The organism is Roseburia sp. AM16-25, from assembly GCF_003473825.1.
GTDB lineage: Bacteria > Bacillota > Clostridia > Lachnospirales > Lachnospiraceae > Pararoseburia > Pararoseburia lenta.
This window is the reverse complement of the sequence record NZ_QUCW01000002.1, coordinates 226,153-239,462: the sequence shown is the minus strand read 5'-3', so window position 1 is coordinate 239,462 and position 13,310 is coordinate 226,153. Positions and strand designations below refer to the sequence as shown.

The 13,310-nt window shown below is 46.3% G+C and carries 13 protein-coding genes; 3 read left to right on the top strand and 10 right to left on the bottom strand.

Translation table 11 applies throughout. The annotated features are described in order from the left end of the window. Positions 1 to 9: 9 nt before the first annotated feature. The 4 genes from hemW to gpr form a co-directional block, all read right to left on the bottom strand. Positions 10 to 1,212 carry a radical SAM family heme chaperone HemW gene (hemW, locus tag DW183_RS04995; protein ID WP_118280919.1) on the bottom strand — a complete coding sequence of 401 codons (1,203 nt, stop codon included), beginning with the start codon at positions 1,210 to 1,212 and terminating at the stop codon, positions 10 to 12. 5 nt (positions 1,213 to 1,217) lie between these two features. Further along, positions 1,218 to 3,029, bottom strand: a complete 1,812-nt coding sequence (gene lepA, locus DW183_RS04990; protein ID WP_118280918.1) for a translation elongation factor 4 — start codon at positions 3,027 to 3,029, stop codon at positions 1,218 to 1,220. A 75-nt stretch (positions 3,030 to 3,104) separates the two neighbouring features. After that, on the bottom strand, positions 3,105 to 4,217 hold the full coding sequence (spoIIP, locus tag DW183_RS04985) for a stage II sporulation protein P (protein WP_243069515.1): 1,113 nt from the start codon (positions 4,215 to 4,217) through the stop codon (positions 3,105 to 3,107). Between the two features lie 104 nt (positions 4,218 to 4,321). Then, a complete protein-coding gene (gpr, locus tag DW183_RS04980) occupies positions 4,322 to 5,227 on the bottom strand; it encodes a GPR endopeptidase (RefSeq protein ID WP_118280917.1) in 906 nt (301 codons plus the stop codon). A gap of 187 nt (positions 5,228 to 5,414) precedes the next feature. Between gpr and rpsT the strand changes: the two genes are divergently transcribed. After that, positions 5,415 to 5,678, top strand: a complete 264-nt coding sequence (gene rpsT / locus DW183_RS04975; RefSeq protein ID WP_118280916.1) for a 30S ribosomal protein S20 — start codon at positions 5,415 to 5,417, stop codon at positions 5,676 to 5,678. A 72-nt stretch (positions 5,679 to 5,750) separates the two neighbouring features. Here the strand turns inward: rpsT and holA are convergent, their stop codons facing one another. The 4 genes from holA to DW183_RS04955 all read right to left on the bottom strand — a co-directional run bounded on the left by holA (position 5,751) and on the right by DW183_RS04955 (position 10,000). Continuing rightward, complete coding sequence (holA, locus tag DW183_RS04970) at positions 5,751 to 6,728, bottom strand: DNA polymerase III subunit delta (RefSeq protein ID WP_118280915.1); 978 nt, start codon at positions 6,726 to 6,728, stop codon at positions 5,751 to 5,753. Between the two features lie 81 nt (positions 6,729 to 6,809). Beyond that, positions 6,810 to 6,986, bottom strand: coding sequence for a 30S ribosomal protein S21 (rpsU, locus tag DW183_RS04965; protein WP_118280914.1), 177 nt, complete (start codon positions 6,984 to 6,986; stop codon positions 6,810 to 6,812). A gap of 151 nt (positions 6,987 to 7,137) precedes the next feature. Continuing rightward, positions 7,138 to 9,822, bottom strand: coding sequence for an alanine--tRNA ligase (alaS, locus tag DW183_RS04960; protein WP_118280913.1), 2,685 nt, complete (start codon positions 9,820 to 9,822; stop codon positions 7,138 to 7,140). 19 nt (positions 9,823 to 9,841) lie between these two features. Beyond that, positions 9,842 to 10,000, bottom strand: a complete 159-nt coding sequence (locus DW183_RS04955) for a vanadium nitrogenase (RefSeq protein WP_118280912.1) — start codon at positions 9,998 to 10,000, stop codon at positions 9,842 to 9,844. A 205-nt stretch (positions 10,001 to 10,205) separates the two neighbouring features. Here DW183_RS04955 and DW183_RS04950 point away from each other — a divergent pair, with 205 nt between their 5' ends. Continuing rightward, complete coding sequence (locus DW183_RS04950; protein WP_118280911.1) at positions 10,206 to 10,673, top strand: MarR family winged helix-turn-helix transcriptional regulator; 468 nt, start codon at positions 10,206 to 10,208, stop codon at positions 10,671 to 10,673. After that, the gene (locus DW183_RS04945; RefSeq protein ID WP_118280910.1) at positions 10,670 to 11,998 is read left to right on the top strand and encodes an MATE family efflux transporter; all 1,329 of its coding nucleotides are present in this window, start codon (positions 10,670 to 10,672) and stop codon (positions 11,996 to 11,998) included. The genes DW183_RS04950 and DW183_RS04945 overlap by 4 nt, the downstream gene beginning before the upstream one ends. A 16-nt stretch (positions 11,999 to 12,014) precedes the next feature. Here DW183_RS04945 and rnhA read toward each other — a convergent pair whose 3' ends face one another. Together rnhA and DW183_RS04935 are read right to left on the bottom strand one after the other, a co-directional pair. Further along, complete coding sequence (gene rnhA, locus DW183_RS04940) at positions 12,015 to 12,530, bottom strand: ribonuclease HI (protein WP_118280909.1); 516 nt, start codon at positions 12,528 to 12,530, stop codon at positions 12,015 to 12,017. 11 nt (positions 12,531 to 12,541) lie between these two features. Further along, entirely contained in the window at positions 12,542 to 13,294 is a 753-nt protein-coding gene (locus tag DW183_RS04935) for an MBL fold metallo-hydrolase (RefSeq protein ID WP_118280908.1), read from the bottom strand. Between the last annotated feature and the right edge of the window lie 16 nt (positions 13,295 to 13,310).

Genomic DNA, 13,310 nt, shown 5'->3' with positions numbered 1-13,310 from the left:
CAGATGATCTTACAGGAGGAACTGTGCCAGGGCATAATTGCTCAGATCCATTCCCTTGTCGGTCAAAAAGATCCGCCCCTCTGCCACTTCTAGCAAAGCCTCCTGCCGCAAATGTTTGATGGTCTCGCCATAGACGGACTCTATCGAGCAGGAAAAGCACTTGGCAAAATCCTCTCTGGTAACTCCTGCATTCATGCGCAGTCCCAAAAACATAAATTCTTCCATGGCATCTTTTTTAGAAAGACTCGTTACTTCCTGCCATAAAGGCGACGTCAGATTTTCTGTTTCTTCTATATTATTAGAATACAATTTGTCCGCACACAGATCCATATACTGATAGATGTCCCGCACATTTGCCATACGACGGTCGCTTACCATGGAGGCTGCGCCAATGCCAAGTCCCAGATAGTCGCCCCGCCGCCAATAAACGGTATTGTGATAGCAGGCATAACCTTCCCTGGCATAGTTGGATATCTCATATTGCTGATAGCCGTGTGCGATCAAAACGCTTTGTGCCATCTTGGACAGGCGGTATTCCTCGTCCTCGTCCGGCAAAAATTCTGTTTTCATCCCAGCATGCTGCTTGACCGCATCAAATTTATAGCGATCATAAAAAGGGGTTCCTTCTTCCACGATCAAAGAGTAGGCAGAGACATGTTCCGGTCGCAGGGCAATGACCTGCTCTAAAGTATGCATCAATTTTTCCGGGGTCTGTCTCGGCAATCCTGTCATAATATCCACGTTCAGATTGTAAAATCCGCTTTTGCGTGCCATATCAAAAGTCCGCAAAAACTGTTCGTAACTATGGATCCGTCCCAAGAGACGCAGTTCGTCATCATTAGCCGATTGCAGACCGATGCTTAAACGATTGATCCCCATCTTACGGTATGCGCTAAATTTTTCCATCGTTACCGTTCCCGGATTACATTCCATGGAAATCTCAGCATCCTGGCCGATAGTAAAATTTTTATGTAGGGCATCCATGATCTTTCCCATATCCGATGCATCCAGCCAGGATGGGGTACCGCCACCAATATATATAGAAGAAACAGCAACTGATCGCAGTTGCTGTCCCATGTAAGCGATTTCTTTACAGAGGCTTTCGGCATATCTTTTTTGTATGTCATTATCATAGGCTCCTGATAAAAAATCGCAGTAATCACATTTTTTTACACAGAATGGAATGTGTAGATAAAGACTGACCTCTTTCATATTTACTAATCCTCGTCCAATTTTAACACGCTCATAAACGCCTCCTGTGGGATCTCTACATTGCCCACCTGGCGCATACGCTTCTTTCCTTCCTTCTGTTTTTCAAGCAATTTCTTCTTTCTGGAAATATCACCGCCATAACACTTGGCAAGCACATCTTTTCGCATAGCCTTGACCGTCTCTCTGGCAATGACCTTACTGCCGACCGCTGCCTGGATCGGGATCTCGAACAGATGACGCGGGATCTCTTCTTTTAATTTTTCACACATCTTGCGCCCACGTTCGTATGCCGTTCCACTGAATACGATAAAGGAAAGGGCATCCACTTCTTCCTTATTGATGAGGATATCCAGTTTGACCAGATCAGACTTGACATAGCCCTTCATTTCATAGTCAAAAGATGCATAGCCGCGGGATCTGGATTTTAAGGCATCAAAGAAATCATAGATGATCTCATTCAAAGGCAGGGTGTACTTGAGCAGGGCACGCGTTTCTTCCATATACTCCATACTGATGTAAGTTCCGCGCCTCTCCTGACACAGATCCATAATGGCTCCGATATACTCGCTCGTCACCATGATCTCCGCCTCTACGACAGGTTCTTCCATGTATTCGATCTCTGACGGATCCGGCAGATTGGATGGATTGGTCAACTCGATCATGGTGCCATCCGTCTTATACACACGATAAACAACGCCCGGTGCCGTTGTCACCAGATCCAGATTATACTCTCTTTCCAGTCTCTCCTGGATGATCTCCAGATGCAAAAGTCCAAGGAAACCACAACGGAAACCAAAACCAAGGGCTACCGATGTCTCCGGTTCAAATTGTAAAGATGCATCATTTAACTGCAATTTTTCCAATGCGTCTCTTAGATCCGGGTACTTGGCTCCATCCGCCGGATACAGACCACAGTAGACCATAGGATTGACCTTTTTATAGCCCGGCAAAGGTTCCTTGCACGGATGCTTCTTGTGTGTGATCGTATCGCCCACGCGGGTATCTTTGACGTTCTTGATGCTGGCTGTCATATAACCGACCATGCCAGCAGAAAGTTCATCACAAGGGATAAATTGTCCGGCTCCAAAATAACCGACTTCTACAACATCCGCTGTCGCGCCTGTTGCCATCATCAGCACCTGATCTCCGGGACGAAGCGTTCCCTCCTTGATACGGCAGAAAACGATCACGCCCTTGTATGCATCATACAAAGAGTCAAAGATCAATGCCTGCAGCGGTGCCTTTGGATCACCGGTCGGTGCCGGCAATTTGCTAACGATCTGCTCTAAGACTTCCTCTACATTCAGACCGGTCTTGGCAGAGATCAGCGGTGCATCCTGCGCCTCTAAGCCGATCACATCCTCGATCTCGTCTTTGACACGCTGCGGCTCCGCACTTGGCAGATCGATCTTGTTGATGACCGGAAGGACATCCAGATCGTGATCCAATGCCAGATAGACATTTGCCAACGTCTGTGCCTCGATTCCCTGTGCCGCATCCACCACCAGAATAGCGCCGTCACATGCCGCCAGACTACGCGATACCTCATAGTTGAAATCCACGTGTCCCGGTGTGTCGATCAAGTTGAAAATATATTCTTCCCCGTCTTTTGCCTTGTAGATGATACGCACCGCCTGAGACTTGATCGTGATACCACGCTCACGCTCCAGATCCATATTATCCAAGACCTGTGCCTGCATCTCACGATCGGTAAGCAGGCCCGTCATCTCAATGATACGGTCTGCCAGTGTTGACTTGCCGTGATCGATATGGGCTACAATACAAAAGTTACGAATTTTGCTCTGATCTATTGCCATGAAAATTTATCCTCCGCATTTCCTATCGAAAATTTGCTCATTTGGTAAGATTATACCATAGGAATACGCGTCTTCTCAAGTGTGCGATTGTCCCAATAGTACATAGGCAAGGATATTGGCGAGCGGATCCATGGCATTATAGACCTCCTCAAAGGTGTTGGTCTGCGCCCCCACCTCGATCAGCATGGACTTGGGGCACATATGCATATTATAACGATAGCCCTTCAAAAAGACCGGTCTGGTAAAGCCCGGATACAGTTCTGCCGCCGCGATCTGCATTTGCAGAGAAGTTGCCAGATTATCCTGCAGATTCGGATTTTGCAGATAATCGATCGGACCGGTCGATGTCGTTCTGCTCAGCCCATTGAAGAACATGATCTTTGCCGTCTGCTTGCCACCTATATCCGTCACCAGATGGACATCATCCCCCACACCATCTCTATGTAGATCGATCACAACCTGTATGGTCGGATTGTCCGCCAAGACCTGCCTGATCTCCGGTTCCGCGTTGGAATAGGCATAATCGCGCCCATCCACGTCATATTTGCCCCGATGATGCAAGACAGGAATCCCATAGGTATCCTGCAAAAGGCTTGTCAGGCGATCCCCCAGCCCCATGACCGTCATCCCTTCCGATCCATCCGAGTCCACAAATCCTTCTTGTGAATGTGTATGATAGATCAAAATGACCGGTCCTCCCACATTTGTATCAATGGTCAGGTCTTTTGCTAAAAGTTGCCCCGGATTCAGTTCCGAGGAATCGATCGTCGTTGTGCGGTCAATCCGATAAAAGTTTTTGACCAGATAATCAAAGTCCAGCAGTTTATCCCGATTAACCTCTGCCTGCTTTGTCCAAACCGGTGTCGCTGTAGCAGCCACATTTTCTGCCCCGGCCGCAGCGATCGGATCCTGTGTCTCCTCCTCATCCCCATTTGCCTTTTGCGCATCTGCACTGATTTCTATGTCGGCATTTTTTGTATCTTCTTGCTTTCCGGAATTTTCTATGGCAGCCAGCAGAGTCAGTTCATCTTTTGACTCATCTTCCCCATAGACATATGCCATGACCGGTGTTGCCAATTCCATCTGCTGTAAGAGCAGGTCTGACAAAGATGCCTCTGTCGTTTGAAAGCAGAACACCGGCACACATAATTTTAATAATTGATAATACAAAGACCACTTGGCACTCACAAATCTCTCCTTTTCCCCACGCACCAATATATGCGTTTTTTTTCGAGATATGCCTGCCTATGCCAAAGGGGACGCTCCTTATGGCAAAAGGAACGTCCCTGTGGCTAGACTCTTGGGACAAAAGTCATGTTGAGTCCTTCCGATATCGTAAAACTCAGGCGGTTGACCGCCTCGTCAATGTCTTTGGATGTCACATACATGGTATTTAACTTGGGCGAGATCAGGCTACGCACAGAGGCTTCCATCTCCTCCGGTTCTGATTTGTTTTCCTCCATGAGCCCCATACAAAAATCCGCAATGATGGTCGCTGCATCAACGACTGTCGGAATGCCGATCGCGACCACAGGGATGCCCAGATGCTCCTCGGTAATGGCATTACGGTAATTGCCAACACCGGATCCCGGAATGATGCCTGTATCTGTGATCTGGATCGTCCGGTTGAGCCTTTTGATGCTGCGCGCGGCAAGCGCATCCACTGCAATGACCAGATCCGGCTTGGTTTCGGCAACAATTCCACGCAGGATCTCCACGGTCTCCATGCCTGTCTGCGCCATGACCCCCGGCACAATGCCACTGATACTGCAGCACTGATCCAGTTCCACCAGATATTTTCCGAACTCCTCCAACAAATGTCTGGTGATAAACAGATGATCGATCACTTTCGGACCCAGGGCATCCGGCGTGACCTCCCGGTTTCCCAAACCAATGACTAAGATCTTGGCATTTCTATAATCTTTTGGCAAAAAGGTCTTCAACTGCTCGGAAAAGATTTCCGAGATTTCCCGATGGTAGCCGCTGTCTTCTTCCATCATCTGATCCGCTTCGATACTGACATAAGTCCCCCGCGGCTTTCCCAGTGTCTTTGCCGCCTTTTGGGTATCAATGCATACTTTTGTGATGACCACATCCTCGCCTCTCTTTTTCTTCTCCACCCGGATACCGGATACTTCCTTCCCATCCGGTCGTTTTTCCGATGTTTCCACCGCAAGGTCTGTTCGAATCTGAAACATCCCGCATCATGCCCTCGTTTCTTCAAATCTTTTCCTTATTGTTTGCACTTTTTTATGAAATATGTATTGACAGACAATGCTTACTGCTATAAAATAATCTAGTATGTTTGTAACAGACTGTCCGTGTCCGGCTTTGTTACAACAGAGTTACTATTATTTTTATATCAAGACATTGGAGGTGTACAGATTGGCTAACATTAAATCTGCTAAGAAGAGAGTATTAGTTACAGAGATCAAGACTGCTAGAAATAAAGCAATCAAGTCTAAGGTTAAGACTTGTATCAAAAAGGTAGAAGCAGCCGTTGCTAACAAGGATAAGGAAGCTGCTAATGAAGCACTCATCGTTGCTATTTCTGAGATCAACAAGGCAACAAGCAAGGGTCTCTACCACAAGAACAATGCAGCAAGAAAGGTATCTCGTCTTACCAAGGCTGTTAATTCTATTGCTTAATTTTTTTGAACATAAACAAAAAGAAACACCAGTACCGTCATACTGGTGTTTTTCTTTACGCATTTTTCCGGTTCAACCCGCCCATTTGATCATCAGCATCTCGACTGCCAACTGGTCGTTGATCCGTCCTGTCTTTGCTCTCTCATCCAGATCTGCCGCATCTTCCAATAAAGCCCGGATCTGTTCCATGGTAAAATTCCTTGCAAGTCCCAGATTCTTTCGCACAATAAAATCACGGATGCCCATCTTGCCTGCGATCGTCTGTACATTCATCCCCTGCGATGCCATATCCTTCATGACGTACATCTGGTCAAACTGTCGGATGATCAGCGCCAGAATACGGATCGGCGGTTCCTTTGTCGCCAGCATATCATGATATAGATCCAATACCTTTGGCAGATTCTTGGATGCCACAAAAGAGATCATGTCAAAGACCTTGGTGTGCACCTGTTTGGTACAGATCGCCTCCACATCTTCCAAAGTGATTCCATCCTTATCATATACATAAGAAAGCAGTTTTTCCATTTCCATATCCATGTGATCCATGGAATCATTGCTGCGCTCAAAAAACTCATTCCAAGCATCCCGCGTCATCGTCTTTCCCGCCGCCTTGACACGCGCCATCATCCAGGAAGTCAGCATCCTCTCATCCGGCATGGAAAAATCCACCGCACTGCCTGCCTTTGCGATCGCTTTGTAAGCCTTGGAACGTTTATCCACGTCACTCTCCACAAAGACCATGCAGGTCGTCTCCGGGATATTGGAAAAATAGTCTGCCAAAGTCTCCTGTGAAGACTTAAAGAAACCGGAATCCTCAACCAGTACCACTCGTCTGTCTGCAAAAAAAGGCATAGTATCCGCAAAACTGATGATCTCCTCTATGGATGAATCCTTGCCCTCATACTTGGCAAAGTTCATGGTATCGCCCTGCCCCATGAGGGCTTTGGTTAATTTGTCCCGATATTGCTTCTTAAGATAATCCTCATCTCCATATAAAAGATAGGCTGCTTTAAATTGTCCTGTTTTGATATCTTCATCGATTGTTTTCATGATTATTATTATACCCGATAACGCTCGAAAAAAAAAGAGATGTGACTTGCATCACATCTCTTACTAAACGCAATTTCAATTTTAGTTGTATTTACGTTTTCTAGCAGCTTCAGACTTCTTCTTACGCTTTACGCTTGGCTTTTCATAGTGCTCTCTCTTGCGGATCTCCTGCTGGATACCTGCCTTAGCACAATTGCGCTTAAATCTACGTAATGCGCTATCTAAAGATTCGTTCTCTTTAACTGTTACACTTGACATAGTCTTACACCTAACCTCCCTCCAGTTGGGTATTGTGCATATTCAACTGTTTGGGTAAATATCTTTGCACAGTAAAATATTATAGCATAAAATAGCGACACGTCAACAGTTTTCTTCAGAAACTGTCAATTTCTTCAACAGCAGATCAGCCTTAAGCCAACTGCCCTGCAAGTGCATCTGCTACTGCTGCGATAGCATCCGGAATGCCTGCCGGATTCTTACCGCCTGCCTGTGCCATATTTGGACGACCGCCGCCGCCACCGCCTACAAGACCTGCGATCGACTTGATCAGGTTTCCTGCATGAGCACCGGCTTTCATGGCACCGTCGGTTGCCATAGCAACGAGATTGACCTTGCCGTCCTTTGCAGATGCAAGTACAATCACGCCCTCGCCCAGTTTATTCTTAAGATCATCGCCCAGATCACGCAGACCATTCATATCTACACCGTCAACAGATGTTGCTAAAAGTTTCACACCAGATACTTCTACCACGGAATCCATAACATCACCAAGAGCACTCTGTGCTGCCTTTGCCTTTAAGGATTCGTTTTCGCTCTGGAGTTCCTTGACCTCAGCCATAAGTTTTTCCAGACGCTCTACCAGATTTGCAGGAGTCGCCTTTACGGTCTTGGCAGCCTTTTGCATCTCTGCTTCCATATTTGCATAGTAAGCAAGTACATTATCTCCGGTCAGTGCCTCGATACGTCTGACACCGGCAGCAACGCCATTTTCAGAAAGAATCTTGAATGCCATGATATCTCCGGTATTGGCAACATGAGTACCACCGCAGAATTCCTTGGAGAAATCGCCCATGGAAACCACACGGACCTTTTCGCCGTACTTTTCGCCAAAGAGTGCCATAGCACCGGTCTTTTTGGCTTCTTCCTGTGTCATGATCTCTGTTACGACCGGCAGATGCTCTGCGATCTTGGCATTTACCATATCCTCGACCTGTTGTAATTCCTCCGCTGTCATAGCAGAGAAATGCGTAAAGTCAAATCTGGTGCGCTCACCGTCCTGGAAAGAACCGGACTGTGCTACATGGTTGCCCAATACCTCCTGCAAAGCCTTCTGCAATAAGTGTGTTGCAGAATGGTTGCGGCAGATATTCATACGATTGGTCTTGTCCACAGACAGGGTCACTTCCTGTCCGACCTCGATCATGCCCTGTTCCATATGTCCGACATGACCATACTTGCCTCCAACAAGTTTTACGGTGTCATCTACGATGAACTTGCCGCCATCTGTATAGATCACGCCCTTGTCACCTTGCTGACCACCCATGGTAGCGTAAAATGGTGTCACATCACATACGATGGTTCCATTCTCGCCCTCAGCGATGCGGTCTGCAAGTTCAGATACCACCTTGCCCTCGGCATCTTCTTTTGCCGTAGCCAGTACTGTCACCTTACCGATATCCTCCAACTTGTCGTATCCGGTAAATTCGGATGTGATGGAAAGGTCTACATTTTCAAATACAGATGCGTCTGCGCCCATATAGTTGGTTGCTTTACGAGCGGCTCTTGCCTTCTGACGCTGTTCTTCCATACAGGCCTGAAATCCTGCTTCATCATAAGAGAATCCCTTTTCTTCCAGGATCTCCTGTGTCAGATCTACCGGGAATCCATAAGTGTCATACAACTTGAAAGTATTCTCGCCGGAAAGTTCCTTGGATCCCGCTGCGACCATGTCCTGCTCCATCTGTGCTAAGATGGCAAGACCCTGATCGATCGTTTTATTGAACTTTTCTTCTTCTTCGGTCAGTACCTTGAAGATGAACTCTTTTCTTTCTTCTAATTCCGGATAACCGTCCTTACATTCCTCAATAACCGTATTGGAAAGATTTGCAAGGAAAGAATCCTTGATGCCAAGCATTCTGCCGTGACGTGCTGCACGACGGATCAGACGACGGAGCACATAGCCGCGTCCCTCATTGGATGGCATAACACCGTCAGATACCAAAAATGTTGAGGAACGGATGTGGTCTGTGATCAGACGGATGGAAACATCATCCAAGGCATCTACCTGATATTTCTTGCCGCAGAGTTCGCAGATGCGGTCACGGATAGCCTTCATGGTATCAATATCAAATACGGAATCTACATCCTGCATAACAACTGCCAGACGCTCCAGTCCCATACCGGTATCAATATTCTTCTGCTCTAACTCGCTGTAGCCACCCTTGCCATCGCCGTAGAACTGTGTAAATACGTTGTTCCATACTTCCATGAAACGGTCACATTCACAGCCGACCTTACAATCCGGTTTGCCACAGCCGTATTTTTCTCCACGATCATAATAGATTTCAGAACACGGTCCGCAAGGTCCTGCACCATGCTCCCAGAAGTTATCACATTCTCCGGTCTCCGGGTCACGATAAAAACGAGTGATCTTTTCTGCAGGTACACCGATCTTTTTGTTCCAGATTTCAAATGCCTCGTCATCCTCTCCATAGATAGATGGGTAGAGACGGTCCGGCTCCATGCCGAGAACTTCTGTCAAGAACTCCCATGACCATGTGATCGCTTCTTCCTTAAAGTAATCCCCAAAAGAGAAATTACCAAGCATCTCAAAAAATGTCAGATGGCGTGCTGTCTTACCAACATTTTCAATATCTCCTGTTCTTACACACTTCTGACATGTTGTCACACGACGTCTTGGTGGGATCTCCTGTCCTGTAAAATATGGCTTAAGTGGTGCCATACCGGCATTGATCAGTAATAAACTATTGTCATTGTGTGGTACTAGGGAAAAACTCTTCATGGCAAGATGTCCCTTGCTCTCGAAGAACTCCAAGTACATTCTTCTTAATTCGTTTACTCCATACTTCTTCAACGTATCTTCCTCCGAAACTCTATTCTTGAGCAGTTGTATCTTCTGCTACTGTATTTTGCTGCGCATTCTTCGCATTTTTTCTCTTGGCTAACTTAACGCCAAGCATCGCTCCACATACAGCGATGGCTACCAATATAACGAATAATATCAGATAAGACAAAAAACTGCTTACGATCATATCTTATGCCTCCTTATGACATGGTATTTGTAACATTACTATTATATAGAAATCATATCTTCATTTCAAGATGCTCTATCCATTATTTTACTTCTGCCAACTTGGTCTTTGCCATTTTTTCTATCGCATCAAAAGTCCTTGACATAAGTACGAAATCGGACTATACTCTTTCAAGTACGAAATCAGACTTAAGGAGTGATCTACGATGCAAAATTCATCTATAACCATGAATACTGCTCTCAAAGAATACAATCGCATCTTTCGGGAGATCAATTTAATTTATCAGGAAACTGCGCAAAGCCTTGGACTTTCCCACAGTGCCTTTGATATCTATTATGCCATCTGCCAGTTGGGCGACGGCTGCCGTCAAAAAGATATTGCAGACCATACCTTCCTTTCCAAACAGACCATCAACTCCACCATTCATCAGATGGAAAAAGACGGACTGATTACCCTGCGTCCGGGCAAGGGACGTAGTAGAAACATCTATCTCACCCCACTCGGTCAGGACATCATTTATGCAAAAATACGTCCTGTCATCGACTGTGAGAACCGCTCCTTCGATACCATGACACCCGCGGACGCAGAAGTCCTGCTCCAATCAAGTAACACCTATATTTCGCATCTGCGCGCCGCTTTTTCAGATCTATTAGGAAAGGACACGAAACAATGAAGATTCAACTTTCAGAACATTTTACTTATAGCAAATTACTCCGCTTTACATTTCCATCCATCATCATGATGATCTTTACCTCTATCTATAGTGTCATTGATGGATTATTTGTATCAAACTTTGCCGGCAAGACCGCCCTTGCCGCCATCAATATCATCTATCCTTTTATCATGGCTGTCGGGGCACTCGGCTTCATGATGGGAACCGGCGGCAGCGCTCTCGTCGGCAGACTGCTTGGTGAGGGAGAAAAAGAAAAAGCCAACAAGACCTTCTCCCTCATTGTATATACGACAGCCATAGCAGGCATTCTCCTGTCCGCTCTGGCTTTTCTTCTGGTTCCAACAGTATCCAGACTCTTTGGAGCCTCCGGACAGTTACTGGATTACTGCATTTTATATGGAAGAATCTGCTTTCTCTCCATGCCCTGCTTTATGTTGCAGAATGTTTTCCAGTGTTTCTTTATTACTGCTGAAAAGCCGCGACTCGGACTAGACGTCGTCCTGTCTGCCGGCATCACCAACATGGTTTTAGACTTTTTGTTTGTCGCTGTTTTCGGACTTGGTTTAAAAGGTGCTGCGATCGCAACCGTCTGCGGCGAGATTATTGGCGGACTGGTTCCTATCCTGTATTTTGCTGGAAGAAATCACAGTCTTCTACGCTTGGGACGGACTTCTTTTGATGCCGGATCCATTCTCAAGACCTGCACCAATGGTTCCTCCGAACTTATGACAGAACTCTCCTCCTCTGTCGTTACTGTACTCTACAATACGCAGTTGATGAAGATTGCCGGAGAAAATGGTGTTGCTGCTTATAGTACGATCATGTATGTCAACTTCATCTTTGTAGCCATATTTTTAGGATACTCCCTCGGCAGTGCGCCGATCATCAGTTTCCATTATGGTGCCGGTAATCACGACGAACTCAAAAATATGCGCAAAAAAAGCCTGCGTCTCATCGCAGTCTGGGGCATTGGCATGACCATTATTTCCCATATCTTCGCCCTGCCTTTTGCCCGCTTCTTCGTAGGTTACGACTCCGAACTTTTAGCCATGACTATACACGGATTCCGCATCTATGCCTTTGTATATCTGCTTAACGGCTTTAACATATTCGGATCTTCCTTCTTCACAGCGCTGAACAACGGCATGGTCTCTGCTACTATATCCTTTCTGCGCACGCTTGTATTTGAAGTCATCTGCATTCTGCTTTTGCCGGTCTTCTTTGGCATCGACGGTATCTGGTCTGCCGTATTAGTCGCCGAAGCACTTGCTTTGTGTGTGACCAGTTTCTTTCTTATCACAAAAAGATCCCGCTATCACTACTGATAGCAGGATCTTTTCTTTAAAATGGCAGAGCCATCTGTTTTTCATCTGCAGCAATGAGTGGCACATCATCTAATAAATATGCTTCCGGCTGGTCTGCCGCACTGGTTGCGAGTTGATCGCACCGCTCATTCTCCGGATGTCCGTCATGGCCTTTGACCCAGACAAATTGCACCTGATGTGGTGCTTTTGCCTCTAAAAGAGTTTTCCAAAGATCGACATTTTTGACCGGCTTCTTATCTGATTTCACCCAGTTCTTTTTCAGCCAATTGTCGACCCAATGCTGGTTAAAGGCATCCACAACATACTTGGAATCAGAATAAATGGTCACCTGACAAGGCTTGTTGAGTGCCTGCAAAGCACGGATAACGCCCAGAAGTTCCATTCGGTTATTGGTTGTCTTCTTGTAGCCACAGGACAATTCCTTTTCATGCAGATTTCCCGCACTGTCTCTCACCTGTAAGATCGCACCATAGCCTCCCGGTCCATCAGGATTGCCTCTTGCTGCGCCGTCTGTAAAAATTGTAACATGCATTTTCTTTTCTCCTAATTCAAGTCAAATATGATATTCTCCCGGTCAATATCCACAACCTTTTGTGAAAGTCCTACCAGTTCCGGTCTGCGCTTGAAGCGGTCGATCAGGTCATACTGCTTCCACATATGCATCGGGAATACCAGATCCACATCCATATTTTTAAGGAAATATTCCATGCCCAGATAATAGGCATCCCCCAGACGCGGATCCAAAACCACAAATGCCAGATCAATGTGACGGTTCTTGATGCGGTTCAGCTCACGCTTGTAGGCATCCCCGTAAGTCTTGGTGTAAAGTTCGCCTTCCATACCGGAATTCCACCAGTGCAGATCGCCTGCATGATAAATACTAAGCCCTTCTGCCTGCACCAGATATGCCACGCCTGCATCCGTCGAGCGCAGCGTCTCTACCACCAGATCGCCGATCTCATACTTCTCGATAACCGATACAAAATGGATCTGCTTTTTGATCTCCGGGTCAAGTCCATTGCGTAAAAGATATGCTCGTCCCAAGCGGATATCCTTGGAAAAAATATAACTGATCTGCGGATATTTTTCCCGCCAGCGCAAGACCTCCAGAGAAAAATGATCCTTGTGGCTGTGGCTGGCAAAGACATAAATATGCTTATTCGCATCCAGTTCCGGCATCTTTCCCTCAAAGTGCACTGTCTCTACGGCTTCCTTGGGGAAATAGTCAAAGACCAGAATGCTCTTATCCAGTTCCACTACAAAACACGAGTGCCAAACATAAGTAACCCGTAACATAATCTGTCCTCTTTCT

Coding starts and splice junctions, on each gene's coding strand:
- hemW (WP_118280919.1), bottom strand. CDS start 1,212: ATGAAAGAGGTCAGTCTTTATCTACACATTCCATTCTGTGTAAAAAAA.
- lepA (WP_118280918.1), bottom strand. CDS start 3,029: ATGGCAATAGATCAGAGCAAAATTCGTAACTTTTGTATTGTAGCCCAT.
- gpr (WP_118280917.1), bottom strand. CDS start 5,227: ATGTTTCAGATTCGAACAGACCTTGCGGTGGAAACATCGGAAAAACGA.
- holA (WP_118280915.1), bottom strand. CDS start 6,728: ATGAAAACAATCGATGAAGATATCAAAACAGGACAATTTAAAGCAGCC.
- rpsU (WP_118280914.1), bottom strand. CDS start 6,986: ATGTCAAGTGTAACAGTTAAAGAGAACGAATCTTTAGATAGCGCATTA.
- DW183_RS04955 (WP_118280912.1), bottom strand. CDS start 10,000: ATGATCGTAAGCAGTTTTTTGTCTTATCTGATATTATTCGTTATATTG.
- DW183_RS04950 (WP_118280911.1), top strand. CDS start 10,206: ATGCAAAATTCATCTATAACCATGAATACTGCTCTCAAAGAATACAAT.
- DW183_RS04945 (WP_118280910.1), top strand. CDS start 10,670: ATGAAGATTCAACTTTCAGAACATTTTACTTATAGCAAATTACTCCGC.
- rnhA (WP_118280909.1), bottom strand. CDS start 12,530: ATGCATGTTACAATTTTTACAGACGGCGCAGCAAGAGGCAATCCTGAT.
- DW183_RS04935 (WP_118280908.1), bottom strand. CDS start 13,294: ATGTTACGGGTTACTTATGTTTGGCACTCGTGTTTTGTAGTGGAACTG.